The sequence below is a fragment of the Pseudarthrobacter sp. alpha12b genome (assembly GCF_054130495.1).
Genome location: NZ_CP196746.1, coordinates 1,787,399 through 1,805,596, shown reverse-complemented (window position 1 = coordinate 1,805,596; position 18,198 = coordinate 1,787,399). Strand labels below are relative to the sequence as shown.

The 18,198-nt window shown below is 65.5% G+C and carries 13 protein-coding genes and 2 tRNA genes; 8 read left to right on the top strand and 7 right to left on the bottom strand.

What is annotated here, in order from left to right; genetic code table 11:
• Nucleotides 1-46: 46 nt before the first annotated feature.
• From ACTAQI_RS08230 to bcp, 4 genes are all read right to left on the bottom strand, one after another.
• Nucleotides 47-1,714, bottom strand: a complete 1,668-nt coding sequence (locus tag ACTAQI_RS08230; protein ID WP_457950538.1) for an ABC transporter substrate-binding protein — start codon at nt 1,712-1,714, stop codon at nt 47-49.
• A 165-nt stretch (nt 1,715-1,879) separates the two neighbouring features.
• Entirely contained in the window at nt 1,880-2,566 is a 687-nt protein-coding gene (locus tag ACTAQI_RS08225; RefSeq protein ID WP_457950537.1) for a fasciclin domain-containing protein, read from the bottom strand.
• A gap of 235 nt (nt 2,567-2,801) precedes the next feature.
• Nucleotides 2,802-2,883 (bottom strand) — tRNA-Leu (locus ACTAQI_RS08220).
• Nucleotides 2,884-2,979: 96 nt separating this feature from the next.
• Complete coding sequence (bcp, locus tag ACTAQI_RS08215) at nt 2,980-3,453, bottom strand: thioredoxin-dependent thiol peroxidase (RefSeq protein WP_457950536.1); 474 nt, start codon at nt 3,451-3,453, stop codon at nt 2,980-2,982.
• A gap of 96 nt (nt 3,454-3,549) precedes the next feature.
• Between bcp and ACTAQI_RS08210 the strand changes: the two genes are divergently transcribed.
• Complete coding sequence (locus ACTAQI_RS08210) at nt 3,550-4,008, top strand: MarR family winged helix-turn-helix transcriptional regulator (RefSeq protein WP_457951017.1); 459 nt, start codon at nt 3,550-3,552, stop codon at nt 4,006-4,008.
• 314 nt (nt 4,009-4,322) lie between these two features.
• Here ACTAQI_RS08210 and ACTAQI_RS08205 read toward each other — a convergent pair.
• The 3 genes from ACTAQI_RS08205 to ACTAQI_RS08195 form a co-directional block, all read right to left on the bottom strand.
• Nucleotides 4,323-4,398, bottom strand: a tRNA-Lys gene (locus ACTAQI_RS08205).
• Nucleotides 4,399-4,512: 114 nt separating this feature from the next.
• Nucleotides 4,513-5,646, bottom strand: coding sequence for a PQQ-dependent sugar dehydrogenase (locus tag ACTAQI_RS08200; RefSeq protein WP_457950535.1), 1,134 nt, complete (start codon nt 5,644-5,646; stop codon nt 4,513-4,515).
• A 4-nt stretch (nt 5,647-5,650) separates the two neighbouring features.
• Nucleotides 5,651-6,733 (bottom strand): sunset domain-containing protein, encoded by a 1,083-nt coding sequence (locus tag ACTAQI_RS08195; RefSeq protein WP_457950534.1) that lies wholly within the window; start codon nt 6,731-6,733, stop codon nt 5,651-5,653.
• A 259-nt stretch (nt 6,734-6,992) separates the two neighbouring features.
• Here ACTAQI_RS08195 and ilvD point away from each other — a divergent pair, with 259 nt between their 5' ends.
• The 7 genes from ilvD to ACTAQI_RS08160 all read left to right on the top strand — a co-directional run bounded on the left by ilvD (nt 6,993) and on the right by ACTAQI_RS08160 (nt 18,190).
• A complete protein-coding gene (ilvD, locus tag ACTAQI_RS08190; protein WP_457950533.1) occupies nt 6,993-8,711 on the top strand; it encodes a dihydroxy-acid dehydratase in 1,719 nt (572 codons plus the stop codon).
• A gap of 463 nt (nt 8,712-9,174) precedes the next feature.
• On the top strand, nt 9,175-11,082 hold the full coding sequence (locus tag ACTAQI_RS08185; protein ID WP_457950532.1) for an acetolactate synthase large subunit: 1,908 nt from the start codon (nt 9,175-9,177) through the stop codon (nt 11,080-11,082).
• Between the two features lie 2 nt (nt 11,083-11,084).
• Nucleotides 11,085-11,597 carry an acetolactate synthase small subunit gene (gene ilvN, locus ACTAQI_RS08180; protein WP_043453275.1) on the top strand — a complete coding sequence of 171 codons (513 nt, stop codon included), beginning with the start codon at nt 11,085-11,087 and terminating at the stop codon, nt 11,595-11,597.
• A gap of 84 nt (nt 11,598-11,681) precedes the next feature.
• A complete protein-coding gene (gene ilvC / locus ACTAQI_RS08175) occupies nt 11,682-12,707 on the top strand; it encodes a ketol-acid reductoisomerase (RefSeq protein WP_457950531.1) in 1,026 nt (341 codons plus the stop codon).
• Between the two features lie 125 nt (nt 12,708-12,832).
• Nucleotides 12,833-14,422 (top strand): phosphoglycerate dehydrogenase, encoded by a 1,590-nt coding sequence (gene serA, locus ACTAQI_RS08170; RefSeq protein ID WP_457950530.1) that lies wholly within the window; start codon nt 12,833-12,835, stop codon nt 14,420-14,422.
• A 217-nt stretch (nt 14,423-14,639) separates the two neighbouring features.
• Nucleotides 14,640-17,438: an FtsX-like permease family protein gene (locus ACTAQI_RS08165; RefSeq protein ID WP_457950529.1), complete on the top strand. Its 2,799-nt coding sequence runs from the start codon at nt 14,640-14,642 to the stop codon at nt 17,436-17,438.
• Entirely contained in the window at nt 17,435-18,190 is a 756-nt protein-coding gene (locus ACTAQI_RS08160) for an ABC transporter ATP-binding protein (protein WP_457950528.1), read from the top strand. The genes ACTAQI_RS08165 and ACTAQI_RS08160 overlap by 4 nt, the downstream gene beginning before the upstream one ends.
• The last annotated feature ends 8 nt before the right edge of the window (nt 18,191-18,198 follow it).

The following is an 18,198-nucleotide window of genomic DNA, read 5'->3' as shown; positions in this document are numbered from 1 at the left end:
ACAGAATATCCCCGGGCAGCCCGCATACTGAAATTGGCCGGGCCCGTCAAGGCTTTAGCTGGACCTTCGTGAAAACTTCATTTAAGACCGGGGATGCCGGGTAGCTCAGTACCCGGTCTGACAGGGCAAGCGCGGAGATGGGGAAGGCGACAGGGACCGCCGGGACCGTGGCAGCGATCTGGGCGTTGATGGTGTGATAAAGCTCATCCCGTTCCTTGCCATCAGGCAGCCCCCGCGCGCGGTTGATCTTCGAAAAGACCTGGGGATCCTGGTACCCGAACTCGCCGTTCTTCTCCCCGAAAAGGGGGCTGACAAAGTTGTCGGCGTCCGAGTAGGAGCCGTTCCAGCCAAGGATGTGGAGGGCATGGTCACCGGCGGACTGCACCTTCTGGAGGTAGCCGTCCGACCAGTCAACGGGCACGGGCCTGATGTTGAAGCCGACGGCGGTGAGCTGGCGGCTGAGCTCGGCGTAGACCTTTTCGGGGGTGGGCAGGTATGGCCGGGTGACGTTCAGGGGGTAGTAGAACTTCAGTTCCTCGCCCGCGTAGCCGCCCTCCTTCAGGTAATCCTTGGCCTTCGCCGGATCGTGCCCGAGTTCCGGAGCGTCATTGTTGAAGCCGCTGATCTTGGGCGGGACAAACTGCGTGGCCTTGGCAGTGTTGTCGATGAAGAACTTCCGGATGAGCGTTTCCTTGTCGATCGCAAGTTCCACCGCCTGCCGGATCTTCTGGTTCTGGAGTACCGGGATGTCCTGGTTCATGCCCACGTACATCACCGAGAACGGGTCGCGTTGGACGATCTGCTTGCCGCGCTTGACCAACTGGTCAAAATTTCCCACCGTCACGGCGTCATAACCGTCGATCTTGCCGTCCAGCAGTGCCTGGAGACGGGTCTGGGGGTGGTTGTAAGCCAGGAAGTTGATGGTGGCGATCTGGCCGCGGTCGCCCCAGTAGGTTTTGTTGCTGGCCAGGGTGACGTTGTCGGCGCCCCAGGTGGCGAGGGTGAAGGGGCCAGTGCCCACGGGGTTCGTGGCGAATGCGGACATTGCCTGGCCGGCCCGGTTCTGGTCCAGGACGTCCGCCTTGCCTGAGGCAAGGGCCGCAGGGGATGCGATGGCGAATGCCGGGAGGGTCAGTGCCTGGAGGAAGGCGGTGAACCGCTGGGTGAGGTCGATCTGCACCGTGTCGGCGGCCAGCGCGGTGCAGCTCTTGAAAATGGACAGTCCGGGCTCGTCCGAGTGTGCCTTGAACACGCCTTTGAAGGAGCTGCCCGGTGCGTGCTTCCGCAGTTCGGCGGGAAAAGTGAACCAACGGTTGAAATTGGTGCAGACGGCGTCAGCGTTGAAGGGTGTCCCGTCCTGGAATGTGACCCCCGTGCGGAGTTTGAAGGTGTAGGTGCGGCCGTCGTTGGACTCGTTCCATTCCGTCGCCAGGAGCGGGGTGGGCTTGCCGGTGGTTTGGTCCACACCCACCAGGCCTTCCAGGATCTGCCGGGTGATGCGCTGGGACTCAACGTCGTTGGACAGGGCCGGGTCCAGTCCAAGGGGCTGGGCCGCGGTGCCGAAATTGAACGTGGCCTCGGGCTCCGCCGGTGTGGAACTGGGCGGTCCGGACGTAGGGGAGGGGGACGGCATTCCCGTGCACGACGTCACGCCCAGCGCCATGAGGACGGCGCCGGCCTTGATGACCGTCCGCCGCGATGTACTGCTGGGCACTCGTTTATCACCTCTGGATGCTGCCGGTTCCGCCGCGTGCGGACCGGGATCCAGTCTAGGGGACCGGGCTTGCGGCAAGTCCCAGATAAGCGCGTGACGCGCCACGGCCGGGCCCGCCGGTGTTTCGGCGGACCCGGCCCTGTCGTGGGGGGCGTGGGAGAGGACTTACTTGGGCATGAGGACCGAGTCGACCAGGTAGACCGTTGCGTTCTTGGTCTTAACGCCGCCGCAGATCACGTTGGCGTTGTCCACCTTGAGGTTGTCGCCGCTGCCGGTCACCGTGACGGAGCCGCCCTGGACCGTGGCGTGTGTGCCGGCGATCTTGTCAGGGGTGATCTGGCCGGGAACCACGTGGTAGGTGAGGATCTTGCTCAGAAGGGCGTCGTCCGTCTTCAAGGTGTCGATCGTGGCTGCGTCGATCTTCTTGAAGGCGTCGTCCACCGGTGCGAAGACCGTGAACTCGCCACCGTTGAGCGTGTCAACCAGGTTGACCTTGGGGTTCAGCTTCCCGGACACGGCCGCGGTGAGCGTGGTCAGGATGGGGTTGTTGGAAGCCGCAACGGCTACCGGGTCCAGGGCCATGCCCTCCACCGAGCCTGCACCGGTGGGAACCTGCTTGGCGTAGGCGGCGCAACCGGGGCCAACCAGGTTGGCTGCCGGGTCCATGGTGCCGGCCGATGAGCTGGCCTTGGCCGACGGGGACGCCATGCTCGAACTGGGGGCGGATGACATCGGCCCCGAGGACGCCGACGACCCGGAGGTGCTGCCCGAACCGCCACACGCGGTGAGGCTCAGCAGAGCGGCCGCTGCAACGCCTGCGACGGTGAGAGTGGTGCGCTTGAAGGTCTGCATTTCAGTTCTCCTTGGATCGTTTTCCTGCCGCCTTCGGACTGTGTGTCCGTGGCGTGCAGCCTGCCTTGGGGGTGGGCACCTGCCCTTGGCTGGTGTCTCAATGGCTATTCGGCCGGTGGGCGGCAGCGGATGGGTGGATCTTTGGAGTTTTTCGATTCGTGGCACGAATGCCTCAGCAGGACTGCCGGGCGGTTAACGCAGAAATCCCCCGGCCGGAGCCGGGGGATTCCCTGTGTGCGCAAGGGGGGACTTGAACCCCCACGCCCGAAGGCACAGGAACCTAAATCCTGCGTGTCTGCCAATTTCACCACTCGCGCGTGGCTTCCCAACGTGAACGCCAAACGTTCGACGCCGGATGCCAGAGTCCATTGTAGCGTTGCGCCGGGCAGTGTCCCCGGCAGGCACTGGCCGGGTCAGGCGTCCAGGTTCAGGTCCCGCCGCAGCTTGGCCACGTGGCCGGTGGCCCGGACGTTGTACTGAGCCAATGCCACCTTGCCGTCCGGGTCAACCACGACGGTCGACCGGATCAGGCCCTCATAGGTCTTGCCGTAGTTCTTCTTTTCGCCCCAGGCTCCATAGGCCTCGGCCACCGCGTGGTCCGCGTCGGAGAGCAGCGGGAACGTCAGCGACTCCTTGGCAGCGAACTTTGCCAGTTTCTCGACGGGGTCGGGGGAGACCCCAAGGACGTCGTAGCCCGAGGCCTGCAGCGAGGCAAGGCTGTCGCGGAAGTCGCAGGCCTCCTTGGTGCAGCCGGGAGTTGAGGCCGCCGGATAGAAGTAGACGATGGTGGAGCGGCCGGGCCGGGGACCAAGGCTGACCTCCTTGCCGGTGGAATCCTGCAGGGTGAAAGCGGGTGCATTGTCGCCGGTAACGAGTCTTTCAGCCATTGTTTTTCTCCTTGTTGCGGGCGGGACACAACAGCCTAGTAAGCAGGTGGAACGAGTGCTAATCGGCCTTTGGCTATACTTGCTGCTATGCCTGATATGGATCACTGGCCCACAGGGCGCCTTCTGTCCACTGCTGCGCGACTCGTCGAACACTCCTGGAACGAAAAACTCGGCGCCATCGGACTCACCCATGCCGGTGTTATCGCCATCGAGGTCCTTGCCGCGCAAGGGCCCATGACCCAGGCCCAGCTCGCCCAGTATGTCCGCGTCCAGGCCCAGACCATGGGCAAGACGCTCAGCCGGCTTGAGTCCCACGGCCACATCGCCCGGGTGCGCAGCACGTCGGACCGCAGGAGCCATGTGGTGTCGCTGACCGAGCAGGGCAAGGAAGCTGTTGCCCAGGCCGTGGAGATGGAGCGATCCGTCCTGGCCTCTGCGTCGATTGACCCCGAGCTGCTGCGCCAGGAGCTCAAAGCTGTGGTCCGGGAACTGGCCAGCCAGTTTTCCACGACGCCCAGCAACGCAGCAGCCCTGATGGACAACGCCGCCAAGTAGTTGTTTGCGCCTTAGACCGCATAAGGAAAGCGCGGCCCTGGCTTGCAAGCCGGTGCCGCGCTTTTTTGTGCCCGGGCGAGGGCCGTCGTCGTACGTTTCCGGGAAGTCCTTTGCCGGTCCAGACTGACGCGGAGGCGACAGCCACCATCGATTGCTCCGTATCTGCCGTTTTCCACTCCTAAAACGACAAGTGCGGAGCAATCGATGAGCTCCTGCGCGCCGGGCCGCCGCCGTCGTACTTTCCAGACTGGGACGCGCGCACAACAAAACAGCCCCCGGCCTGTGTTTCCACAAACCGGAGGCTGTTTTCCCAGTGGTGCACCCCCCGGGACTTGAACCCGGAACCCATTGATTAAGAGTCAATTGCTCTGCCAATTGAGCTAGAGGTGCATCTTTTTTGCTTCCATCCCCGGGCTTTTTCTTTCCCGTTGATCTCCGCAACGACATGAAACTCTACACGAACTTTTGGTGCAAGTGAAATCGGCCCGTGCGGAGGTGCCGAATTCACTGGAGGGGGCCCAAAACCAGCGCAAAATCAGGGTTTTGGCCGTTGGTCAGCAACCACAAGCCTCCGTTTGGGCTTCGAATTACGTCCCGGATCCGCCCATAGGTTCCTGTGAAATAGGCCACAGGATCGCCTGCGTCTGTTCCATGAAGCGGCACTGCCCACAGCCTTTCGCCCCGGAGTGCGCCCAGGTAGGCAATGCCTCCGGATATCTCGAGCCCGCTGGGCGAGGAGTCACGGGTGGAGGGCCAAACGACTTTTGCGTCCTGGAACTCCGCACGGTGCGGCGCGCCGGTGACCAATGGCCAGCCGTAATTGGCGCCCGGCAGGATCAGGTTGAGCTCGTCATCCTTGTCGGGTCCGAACTCGCTGGCCCACAGCCGGCCGGATTCGTCCCAGGCCAAACCCTGGACGTTGCGGTGGCCAAGGCTGTAGACGGCGTTGCCAAACGGGTTGCCGGGTGCGGGGCTGCCGTCGCCGCTGAGCCGGAGGATCTTGCCGCCCAGGGCTTTGGGATCCTGGGGCTCCTCTCGGCGCTGGGCGTCGCCTGTGCCCACATACAGGAAGCCGTCAGGGCCAAACCTGATCCTGCCCCCGTTGTGGGTGCCGGCTTTGGGTATTCCGGAAAAGACGGTCCTGGGCTGGCCCGGCGTCAGTGATCCGTCGGCATTGCCTTCGATGGTCAGCCGGACTATCCGGTTGTCCTCGCGCGCGGTCACGTAGGCGTAGAGGTAGCGGTCGGCGTCGAAATTCGGGGAGAGCGCCAGGCCCAGCAGGCCTCCCTCACCTGCGGGCACCACGTCCGGGACTTTGCCGAGGGTTGTGGCCTTTCCACCCCGAACGGCCTTCAGCAGTGCGGTCCCGCGTTCAGAAACAATGGCGGTCCCGTCTGGGAGGAACACAGCTGCCCAGGGTGTGTCCAGCTGCAGTTCCAGCCGCTCCTGCACGATGGGTACAGGGACGGCAGGCACAGGGGCCGTGGACGCTGGAACAACGACGGCGGGACCGGGCGATGTGGCGGTGCCGGGAATGCCTGGGCCTGGTGCAGGCGGCCCGGACGTCCCCGTGCAGGCGGCCAGCACCACGCACAAGGCCAGGCAAGAAAGGCCCGCCGCAAAGCGGCGGGCCTTCATCCTGCTAGAGCCGTTTGCGGCGTGGGGAGCGGAATCCCGCTGCCTCGGCATGCGCTGCAGATTCAAACCAGACTTCCGCCCGGGTCTGCTCATAGTCGGGATGTCCTTCTTCGTAGTAGACCATTTCCGCGGCGTCGCCCTTGACCGTGTAGTCCGCAGGTCCACTGCCGTCCGGGCCCGGGGCCGCCGAACCGGCGCCATAGGGCTCATCGGCCGCAAGGTGTCCGGCCGGCTCAGCGGCAGCTGCACCTTGGGGCTGGGCGAAGTCCTGTCCGTGGGCGAAGTCCTGGCCCTGCCCGGACGGCTGGTGGTGGTCCGCCCCGTTTTCCACCAGCGCGGAGGACTGGGCCCGCTCCGCCGTTTCGGCTGCTCCTGCCTCGCCGTGGCTGCCTGCGGCTACCGGCGCCGCAGCCTCGTTCAGGTCCGCTGGTCCGGAGCCGTCTGCCCGGTGCTGGGGCCCCTGGCCGCCGGCATGCCCGGCGCCCGCCATGCCGCCGTCGTCCACGCTTTCCACTGCAGCCGTCTCAGCGCCGGGAAGCGTGGGGGCGTGGGGTGCGGTGTATTCGTCATGGTGTACAGGGCGCGACGCCTCGGGTGCGGCCTGCCCGGATGGCATTTCAGCACCGGACTCCGCCTGCGGCGCGCCATTGGACGGAGCTGGGGCCGCACCGGCAACCGAGGAGCCGGACCTGGAACCGGATCCGGCCTCGGACCATTGGGTTTCCCATTCGGCTTGCCCCTCGTCCGGGGCCGCCGCCTCGCCGGGAGCCTCACCGGACGCCGGGGCGGCCGCGCTGGACATGGTGGCGGAAGTGGCGGACGACTCCGCCGGTTCCTCTGCCGTGGCGGGGGCAGCCGGTTCGGCTGGCTTTCCGAATCCGGCTGCTGTTGGGATACCGGTGGTCCCTGCAGCCGCGGCGGACGCTGCGGCGCTGCCCCCTTCCAGGGCTCCGTCGGTCCGTGTTCCGTCAGTCCTGGCGCCGGCTGATGACCCGCCGGGCGGGTTGGCTGACTTGTTGCGGTTGAGCAGCCACCAAATGATGACGCCGATGACAACTATGAGAATGATCCAGAAAACAATGTCCATGGCAGGCCCTTCGTTACGGGTGGTCGGGTGTCCTGTCCCCGACGCTACGTCGGGTCACCACTGCTGTCCAGAGATGCCGCGGGGCGTGGGGGAGGGCCTGTCGGAAAGCGGGCCCGGCAAGCCGTGAGCCGTCCCGCGTGCGATGACGTCTCAATATATGAGATGGCAGTCCACTATTTGGCAGGAACTTTGTGGAATTTCCGCAGTTTGAAGTGCCGGCGGTCGTTTGGGCCACCGTCCGAGCCCTAGACTTTCCCCTATGAGTGACGCCCAGACCACAACCGGGAACAAGCCGGACATCAAGCCCCGCAGCCGTGTAGTCACGGATGGCATCCACGCGGCGCCCGCCCGTGGCATGTTCCGGGCTGTCGGCATGGGTGACGACGACTTCGCCAAGCCACAGGTCGGCGTCGCGAGTTCCTGGAACGAAATCACGCCGTGCAACCTGTCACTGAACAGGCTTGCCCAGGGCGCCAAGGAAGGTGTCCACGCCGGGGGCGGCTTTCCCATGCAGTTCGGCACCATCTCCGTCTCGGACGGCATTTCCATGGGCCACGAGGGCATGCACTTCTCCCTGGTCTCCCGCGAAGTCATCGCCGACTCCGTTGAGACCGTAATGCAGGCCGAGCGCATCGACGGTTCGGTCCTGCTGGCAGGCTGTGACAAGTCCCTCCCGGGGATGCTCATGGCCGCCGCCCGCCTGGACCTGGCCAGCGTGTTCCTTTACGCGGGCTCCATCATGCCCGGCTGGGTCAAGCTCGAGGACGGCTCCGAAAAGGAAGTAACCCTCATTGATGCCTTCGAGGCGGTCGGCGCCTGCGCCGCAGGCAAGATGAGCATGGAAGACCTCACCCGCATCGAAAAGGCCATCTGCCCCGGTGAAGGCGCCTGCGGCGGCATGTACACGGCCAACACGATGGCCTGCATCGGCGAGGCACTGGGTATGTCGCTGCCCGGCTCCGCTGCTCCGCCCTCGGCAGACCGCCGTCGTGATGAGTTCGCACGCAAGTCCGGCGAAGCAGTGGTCAACCTGCTCCGCCTCGGCATCACCGCCCGCGACATCATGACCAGGAAAGCGTTCGAAAACGCCATTGCCGTCACCATGGCCTTCGGCGGTTCCACCAACGCCGTCCTCCACCTGCTGGCCATCGCCCGAGAAGCTGAAGTTGAGCTGACCCTGGACGACTTCAACCGCATCGGCGACAAGATCCCGCACCTGGGCGATCTCAAGCCCTTCGGCCGCTACGTCATGACCGACGTCGACAGGATCGGCGGCGTGCCGGTGATCATGAAGGCGCTGCTCGACGCCGGACTGCTGCACGGCGACTGCCTTACCGTGACCGGCAAGACCGTCGCCGAAAACCTTGAGGCCATCAACCCACCGGATGTTGACGGCAAGATCCTGCGTGCCCTGGACAACCCGATCCACAAGACCGGCGGCATCACCATCCTGCACGGGTCCATGGCTCCTGAAGGCGCCGTGGTGAAGAGCGCCGGCTTCGACGCCGATGTGTTTGAAGGCACCGCCCGCGTGTTCGAACGCGAACAGGGCGCCCTGGATGCGCTCGATAATGGCCGGATCAAGGCCGGGGACGTCGTTGTGATCCGCTATGAAGGCCCCAAGGGCGGCCCGGGCATGCGTGAAATGCTCGCCATTACCGGCGCCATCAAGGGCGCCGGTCTGGGCAAGGACGTCCTGCTCCTGACCGACGGCCGGTTCTCCGGCGGCACCACCGGGTTGTGCATCGGCCATGTGGCACCGGAAGCGGTCGACGGCGGCCCCATCGCCTTCGTGAGGGACGGCGACAGGATCCGGGTGGACATCGCGGCGCGCACCTTCGACCTGCTGGTGGACGAAGCGGAACTCGAGGCCCGCAAGGTGGGCTGGGAACCGCTGCCCGCCAGGTACACCAAGGGCGTGCTCGCCAAGTACGCCAAGCTGGTGCACAGCGCCAGCCAGGGCGCTTACACCGGCTAGCAAGCCCTACCGCACAGGCGTTCCGGCTTAATAAGGAAGCTCCAAGGGGACCCAAGCGTTCGGCGTCCGCGCCGTACGCTCGGGGAAGGAGCTTCCGCCTACCGGGACATGCCCGCCGGAGGCGGCAGGGCTTAATAAGGTTGACCCGAGGGGCCCCGGGCTGACGGCGCCCGCGCCGGAAGTTCGGGGTAGGGTCATCCGGTGGACAATGGAGTCCACATGGTGAGATTGGGTTGTCGCTCGTTGACACCAATCTTGCCAAGAGGGAAGACTGAACGCATGACTTTCGTTACCGCCGGCACCGTCGTCGTCGTCCTTACCAAGCGCGTGGCACATTAGCCTCCACTGGTTACGAACCGTCACGCGCGAACCCCTCACAGAGCCACCCGGCTGAGGGGTTTTTTTATTTCCCACAGTTCCAAAGCAGTTCCAGAACCAGAGAAGATCCACAAGGAAGAGTCCGATGAGCAAAGGATCGCCCATCAGCCCGTCGCTGATGGCCACCAAGTCCGCTGGAGCCTCCAAGGCTCCGGAACGCGCCGACCGGACGGCTGACCATGCCGCCGTCGTCGCTGACCTTGCTGCCGTCTCTCCTGTCCTTGGGCCGAACAACGTCGTACCCCCGACGGTGATGACCGGCTCGCAAGCAATCGTCCGCTCGCTCGAAGAACTCGGCGTCGACGATATTTTCGGTTTGCCGGGTGGCGCGATCCTGCCCACCTACGACCCCTTGATGGCCTCCACCATGAACCACGTGCTGGTCCGTCACGAACAGGGAGCCGGCCACGCCGCGCAAGGCTACGCCATGGTGACCGGGCGGGTGGGCGTCTGCATCGCCACCTCGGGCCCCGGTGCCACCAACCTCGTTACCGCCATCATGGATGCCCACATGGACTCCGTACCCCTGGTGGCCATCACCGGCCAGGTATCCAGCGGCGTGATCGGCACCGACGCTTTCCAGGAAGCCGACATCGTGGGCATCACGATGCCCATCACCAAGCACTCCTTCCTGGTGACCGACCCCAACGACATCCCGCACGTCATGGCCGAGGCCTTCCACCTGGCCTCCACCGGCCGTCCCGGCCCGGTGCTGGTGGACGTTGCCAAGGACGCCCAGGTTGGGCAAATGACGTTCTCCTGGCCGCCCAAGATCGACCTGCCGGGCTACCGGCCGGTCACCCGCGGCCACAACAAGCAGGTGCGCGAAGCAGCCAAGCTCATTGCCGCTTCCACCAAGCCGGTCCTGTACGTGGGCGGCGGCGTGGTCAAGGCGCATGCCTCGGCCGAACTCCTCGCCCTCGCTGAAGCCACCGGCGCGCCGGTGGTGACCACCCTCATGGCCAAAGGTGCGTTTCCCGATTCGCACCCGCAGCACGTGGGCATGCCCGGCATGCACGGCAACGTTTCAGCCGTCACGGCACTGCAGCAGTCAGACCTGCTGATCACGCTTGGCGCCCGCTTCGATGACCGCGTCACCGGCGTGCTGAAGACCTTCGCACCCAACGCCAAGGTCATCCACGCCGATATCGATCCCGCGGAAATTTCCAAGAACCGCACCGCCGATGTGCCAATCGTCGGGTCCGTCAAGGAGATCATCCCGGAACTGACCGAGGCCGTGCGCAGCCAGTTCGAGGCCTCCGGCACCCCGGACCTGACCACCTGGTGGGCGTTCCTGAACAACCTCAAGGAAACCTACCCGCTGGGCTGGACGGAACCGGATGACGGCCTGATCGCCCCGCAGAAGGTCATCCAGCGGATTGGCGCCCTCACCGGCCCCGAAGGCGTTTACGTGGCGGGCGTGGGCCAGCACCAGATGTGGGCTGCCCAGTTCATCAAGTACGAACGCCCGCATGCCTGGCTGAACTCAGGCGGCGCGGGCACCATGGGGTACGCAGTCCCGGCCGCCATGGGCGCCAAGGTGGGCGAACCGGACCGCGTTGTCTGGGCCATCGACGGTGACGGCTGCTTCCAGATGACCAACCAGGAGCTGGCCACCTGCGCCATCAACCACATCCCCATCAAGGTAGCTGTCATCAACAACTCCTCGCTGGGTATGGTGCGGCAGTGGCAGACCCTCTTCTACGAGGGCCGCTACTCCAACACGGACCTCAACACCGGCCATGACACGGTCCGCATTCCGGACTTCGTCAAGCTGGGGGAGGCCTACGGCTGCGCGTCCTTCCGCGTTGAACGCGAAGAAGACATCGATGCCACCATCCAGAAGGCCCTCGAGATCAACGACCGCCCCGTGGTCATCGACTTCGTGGTGAGCCCCAACTCCATGGTGTGGCCGATGGTGCCCGCCGGCGTGAGCAACGACCAGATCCAGGTTGCCCGCAACATGACCCCGGAATGGGAAGAGGAAGACTGAGCATGAGCCGCCACACACTTTCCGTCCTGGTTGAGGACAAGCCCGGCGTCCTGACCCGCGTGGCCAGCCTCTTCGCGCGCCGCGCCTTCAACATCAACTCCCTGGCGGTTGGCCCCACCGAAGTGCCGGGTGTCTCCCGCATGACGGTGGTCGTCGACGCCGACGGCGACCTCATCGAGCAGGTCACCAAGCAGCTCAACAAACTGGTCAACGTGATCAAGATCGTTGAACTGACCCCAGAATCTTCCGTACAGCGCGACCACATCCTGGTCAAGGTACGTGCGGATGCCGCAACACGCCTGCAGGTAACCCAGGCCGCAGACCTGTTCCGCGCTTCAGTGGTGGACGTTTCCACCGACTCCGTCGTCATTGAAGCCACTGGCCACCCCGAAAAGCTCACAGCCCTGCTCTCAGTGCTGGAGCCCTTCGGCATCCGCGAAATTGTGCAGTCCGGCACCCTGGCCGTTGGACGGGGATCCCGCTCCATGAGTGACCGGGCGCTCCGCTCCGCCTAGGCACTGCGCCCAGGCGGGACCGTGCGCCCGTAACCGCAGCACCGCAAGACCACTATCTACAACCACTCAAGAGGAGTTACGCAAGTGACTGAAATGTTCTACGACGACGACGCCGACCTGTCGATCATCCAGGGCCGCAAGGTTGCCATCGTTGGCTACGGATCCCAGGGCCACGCCCACGCGCTCAACCTGCGCGATTCCGGCGTCGAGGTCGTTATCGCCCTCAAGGACGGCTCCAAGTCGACCGCCAAGGCCGAGGACGCAGGCTTCACGGTCAAGAACGTGGCCGACGCCGCCGAATGGGCAGACGTCATCATGATCCTGGCGCCGGACCAGCACCAGCGCGCGATCTACAACGACTCCATCAAGGCCAAGCTGACCCCCGGCAAGGCCCTGGCCTTCGCCCACGGCTTCAACATCCGCTTCGGCTACATCCAGGCGCCGGAAGGCGTTGACGTCATCCTGGTTGCCCCCAAGGCTCCGGGCCACACCGTGCGCCGCGAGTTCGAGGCCGGCCGCGGCATCCCGGACATCATCGCCGTCGAGCAGGACGCTTCAGGTTCTGCCTGGGAGCTGGCCAAGTCCTACGCCAAGGCCATCGGCGGCACCCGCGCCGGCGTCATCAAGACCACCTTCACCGAAGAGACCGAAACGGACCTCTTCGGCGAGCAGGCAGTCCTCTGCGGCGGCGTGTCCCAGCTGATCCAGTACGGCTTCGAAACCCTCACCGAGGCCGGCTACCAGCCGCAGATCGCCTACTTCGAGGTGCTGCACGAGCTCAAGCTCATCGTCGACCTCATGTGGGAAGGCGGCATCGCCAAGCAGCGCTGGAGCGTCTCCGACACCGCAGAGTACGGCGACTACGTCTCCGGCCCCCGCGTCATCACCCCCGAGGTGAAGGAAAACATGAAGGCCGTCCTGGCCGACATCCAGTCCGGTGCGTTTGCCAAGCGCTTCATCGAAGACCAGGACAACGGCGGCGTGGAGTTCAAGGAACTGCGCGCCAAGGCCGAGCAGCACCCCATCGAGGCTGTTGGCCGTGAACTGCGCTCCCTGTTCTCCTGGCAGCAGCAGGACGTCGACTACGTGGAAGGCTCCGCAGCCCGCTAAGGCTGCCAGCGCAACCGCATAGACCCCAATGGTGAGGCCGGGTTCACACTTAACAATGTGAGCCCGGCCTTTCTGTCGGCCTAGACTTGTTTCCATCCCCAGGACTGCAACGCAGAGGATCAGCCGTGTCAAAACCCGTAGTACTGCTCGCCGAAGAACTTTCCCCCGCCACCGTCGAGGCCCTCGGCCCGGACTTTGAAATCCGACAGACCGACGGCTCCGACCGTTCCCAGCTCCTCTCGGCGATCAGTGACGTGGACGCCATCCTGGTCCGCTCCGCCACCCAGGTGGACGCCGAAGCAATCGCCGCGGCCAAGAACCTGAAGGTCATCGCCCGTGCCGGCGTGGGCCTTGACAACGTGGACATCAAGGCCGCCACCCAGGCCGGCGTGATGGTGGTCAACGCCCCCACGTCCAATATCGTCTCCGCTGCCGAACTCACCGTGGGCCACATCCTTAGCCTGGCCCGCCACATCCCGCAGGCCAGCGCAGCCCTCAAGGACGGCGAATGGAAGCGCTCCAAGTACACCGGCATCGAACTGTTCGAAAAGAAGATCGGCATCATCGGCCTGGGCCGCATTGGTGCCCTGGTGGCAGCCCGCCTGAAGGGCTTCGACACCAAGATCCTTGCCTACGACCCCTACATCACCTCTGCCCGCGCAGCGCAGCTCGGCGTACAGCTGGTCACCCTGGACGAGCTCCTGGCCCAGTCCGACTTCATCACCATCCACATGCCCAAGACCCCTGAGACCGTGGGCATGCTGGGCGCTGACGCCTTCAGGAAGATGAAGTCCAGCGCCTACGTGGTCAATGTGGCCCGCGGCGGCCTGGTGGACGAGGAAGCCCTCTTTACTGCCCTCCAGGACGGCGAAATCGCCGGCGCCGGCGTGGACGTCTTTGCCAAGGAGCCCAGCACCGACCTGCCGTTCTTCAAACTGGACAACGTCGTGGTCACCCCGCACCTGGGCGCCTCCACGGACGAAGCCCAGGAAAAGGCCGGCGTCTCCGTGGCCAAGTCCGTCCGCCTGGCCCTCGCGGGCGAGCTGGTTCCGGACGCCGTCAACGTCGCCGGCGGCGTCATTGCCCCCGACGTCCGCCCGGGCATCCCGCTGATCGAGAAGCTGGGCCGCATCTTCACGGCGCTGACCCACGCATCACTGACCCAGTTCGACGTCGAAGTGGCCGGCGAAATCTCCTCCCTCGATGTCAAGGTGCTCGAACTTGCGGCGCTGAAGGGCATCTTCGCCGACGTCGTGACTGAGCAGGTGTCCTACGTCAACGCCCCGGTCATCGCCGAGCAGCGTGGCATCAACGTCCGCTTGATCACCACGCCGGAAACCGAGTCCTACCGCAACGTGCTGACGCTGCGCGGCGCCCTCAGCGACGGCAGCCAGATCTCCGTGGCCGGCACCCTGACCGGCCCCAAGCAGATCGAGAAGCTGGTGGGCATCAACGGCTTCGAGGTCGAGATCCCCATCAGCGAGCACCTGGTGGTGGTTGCCTACACTGACCGCCCCGGCGTGATCGGCACCATCGGCCACATCCTGGGCATGAACAACATCAACATCGCCGGCATGCAGGTGGCCCGTTCCAACGAGGGCGGCCAGGTCCTGGCCCTGCTGACGATCGACAGCTCCGTTCCCCAGCAGGTGCTGGACGCCATCAAGGCCGGAATCGGCGCCGAGATGGTCCGGGAAGTGGACCTGGAAGACTAAACGCGACACACCGGCCGAAACGCCGTAACCGCTCCTCCGCAAAGGCACGTCCAGGCGGAGCCACGTATGATTGGCCGGTCTGCTTACAATGGCTTGGTCCTGATTCAGGACGCAGCCGGCAGACCGGCCAATACCTTTTGCACATCCGTCCGTCATTGTCCACGTCTGCCCGGGCGGATGGACGTGTGCGCACGCAATCCAGGTTTCAGGGAGTTCCATGAACGCCGTCCAGAGGTTCATCAGAAGCAGGGTGCTGCTGTTGACCGCGGCCATCTTGATCGCAGCCATGTGCTTGTCGGTCCTCGTCCAAAGCCAGTCACAGGCTGCGCTCAACCGGACGGTTGATGAAAATTCCAGGGGGCTCTACGACATCCTGGTCCAGGCCAAGGCGCCCTCCGGGGCACTGCTGCAGCCCGAGATCGCCAACGGCGCCGGCGGCATCGGCTTCGACCAGCTGGACTCCATCAGGAAGCTGTCCGGCACGTCCGTGGCGGCCCCCATCAGCCTGGTCTCGCGCGTCACCCAGAACCTGGAGACACCCCGCCTGGACGCCATGGACTACCTCGGCTACAACGCCGGGCTGGCCGGTACCGCCACGGCGGACCAGGCTGCCGGCGCCACAGCCCCGGACAAGTGGCCTGCGGCCGAATCCGTGCTGACCGATTCTGCCAAGAAGTACCGGCTCACCGCCAGCGCCGTGAGCTCGGACGGAAACTCCGAGCAGACGCTCTTCAAGACCACGGCCGAAGGCACGCTGGGCAAGGCCCGGCTCGTGGAGGAAAAGGCGCAGGGCGGCAACAGCATCCGCATCGCCCCGGCAGCAGGGGAGACCGGCATCAAGTTCCCCGCTCCCGCCGGCGGCTCCGAGCACAACCTCTTCAACCTTTCCGTGGCGCTGCCGCTCGCCCCTGAGGTCACCGAATCCGTGGTGGCAGTTGACCCCGCCTCCGAACGGGCACTGCTCGGCCCGGCCGGCGACTTCCTGGCTCCGCTGGAGAAGGCGCCGCCCGCTGACGCGCGTGACGCGGGCGCCGTGGGCCGTTACCTGGAAGGGCTCTTCACCAACGGCATCAGCATGGACCAGCTCAAGGAAGGACCGGACTTCCTGGGCGTCAAGCTCAAGTACTGGGCTCCCCTGATGACCCAGTACCAGCAGGCCAAACGCACCGGGCAGCTGACCAGTGGCTCGCAGGCAGTTCCGCTGATCGTACGCTCCGGCACGTCGCTGGACCTGAAGTACAACGTCAAGATCGAAGAAATTGACGACGCCGGCAAGGTGGTCAAGGACGTCGGCACCGTTTCGAAGTCCCTGGGCAAGGATTACCTGCCCTTCGTTTCGAAGGACCCTTTCGTTCTGTCCTGGCCGGGCTCCACGGACCACTCGTCCCTGCTGGGCAGCAACGGCAACTTCAATCCCGGCCTCTACACCCCGGCCAAGTGGAGCACTAATTTTGCCGGCGCCCCCAAGTACACGGACGGGGACACCGCGGCCAACGGCGCCGTGGACAAGACCGCCGTGCCCGGCGAATGGGTCACCGTCAACCGCCTGCCGGACAAGGCCGCCAATGGCGCGCCCGTTGACCAGACCCAGCGGAACCCCGTGGACGAGCGGTCGTACCGGGACAACCTGCCCACCGGCCAGCAGCAGGCCGCGACGCCGCTGCCCATGGTCTACGGCACGTTCGACCCCGCCGCCGTGGAGGCAGCGTCCGGAGACGTCAACAAGCTTCCGCTCGGCGGGTATGACCCCACGCCGTTCACGCTGTCCAAGGACGCTGCCGGCAAGGACGTTCCAGCTGCACAGCTGAAGCCGTCGCTGAGCGCCACCGGACTGGCCAGCCAGTCCGCCGGTGCCATCACGGACTACTACGGACTCGCTGCCGCCCGGGGCTACAAGCAGAACGCCGCCGTCATCGACGCCGTCCGCGTCCGCGCCAAGGCGCCGGGCAGCTGGAAGGACGCCCAGCCCGAGGTGGAGAAACTCGCCGCGGAGATCAGGGACATGGGCCTGGACGCCACTGTCGTGGCCGGTTCGGCCCGTGAGGACACCAGCATCTTCGTTCCCGGCTACTCCAAGGACGGGGCCGGCAAGGAATCGGCGCTGGGCACGGTTCAGCAGTCCTGGGTCCGGCAGAATGCTGCCGAAGCCGTGGCCGGAGCACTGTCCGGAACCAACATCACCCTGCTTTTCCTGACGCTGTGCGGTGCGGCACTCCTGACGGGCGCATCCACCGTCAGCTATATCCGGAAGCGCCGCAGCGAGGCCGGCACACTCCGGGCCATGGGCTGGACCCAGCGGCGGATCCGCAGCTGGGTGCTGGAGGAATTCGGCGTCGGGGCCGTGCTGCTCGCCGTTGCAGGCGTGGTGCTGAGCCTGCTGAGCTGGAGCCTGGCCACCGCGCTGGTGTGCGCGGCCGTCCTGGTGCTTTACTGCGCCGCGGCGCTGTTCGCCGCGCGGCAGCTTCGGCACCGCGATGAGATCGACCAGGAGCCGCAGCACGACGAACGCCTCATTCCGGTCGATTCCCCCCTGACCTTCGCCAACCGGCAGCTGAGCACCAACAAGTTCAACACCCTGTCATTGGCTGTCGCGGTGGGTGTCTTCGGTGCCGCCGTGGGCGGCCTGATCGCCCTGCTGATCGACATCCCGCGGGCAGCAGGCGCCAGTGCGCTGAGCGGCCTGGCCGCCGCCAGCGTCACGCTGCCGAGCATCCTGCTGGCACTTGCGGGCGTGGCCGTGGGGCTGGTGCTGACCCTGGTGACGGGACGATTCGAACTCAACGCCAAACGGCAGTACCTGGGCATCCTGCAGGCCATGGGCTGGAACCCGGACATGCTCGGCCAGGTCCGGTTGTTCGAAAATGCCCTGGTGGGAACCGTGGCCCTGCCGCTGGGCGTGCTGGGCGCCCTGGGCATCGGCCTGCTGCTGGCCCCCTACGCGGCCATCTGGGCCGCCGTGGCCGGCCTGGTAGCTGTAATTTGCTGGATACCGATTGCAACGAAAGTGGTCCAATGACAAACCCGACGAACGTCCAGCGCAGCCGCAGGAGCGGCTCCAATGAGGTCCCCCTGCAGACCCGGGCCAACACCATCGTCAAGTCGGCTGATCACGCCACCCCGCTGGAAATGCGCGACATCACCATCCGCTACGGCGGCGGAAAAGGCGGCGCCGACGCCGTCAGCGTGGTGGAAGGCTTCGACCTCACCCTGCACGCCGGCGAGATGCACTGCGTCGCCGGGCGAAGCGGCTCCGGCAAGACGAGCATCCTGACTGTCGGCGCGGGACTGACCCTGCCGACGTCGGGACGCGTGTTCTGGGAAGGTGATTCCCTCGAAAGCATGGGCGACGACGAAATCGCCGACCGTCGTCGTGCACTGATCGGTTACGTCGACCAGGGCGGTGCCCTGATCGACGGCATGAGCGCCCTGGAAAACGTCCTCCTGCCCGCCGTTCCGGACGGCGAAGTGGAGCAGCGGCGTGACACGGCCAAGGACCTGCTGGACCTGGTGGGCCTGGGCCGGCGCATGCGGCACCGTCCCGCCCAGCTGTCCGGTGGTGAGCGCCAGCGCGTGGCGATCGCCCGCGCCCTGATCCTGGGCACCAGGGTCCTGGTAGTTGATGAGCCCACCGCCAGCCTGGACCGCGCCTCCGCCAACCGCATCATCAGCATCCTGAAGGACACCACCTCGGACGGGATCGCCGTGCTGGTGGCCTCGCACGACCACGAGCTGGTCCGGCTGAGCGATACCCTGACAGAACTGATCTAGCCCGCCCC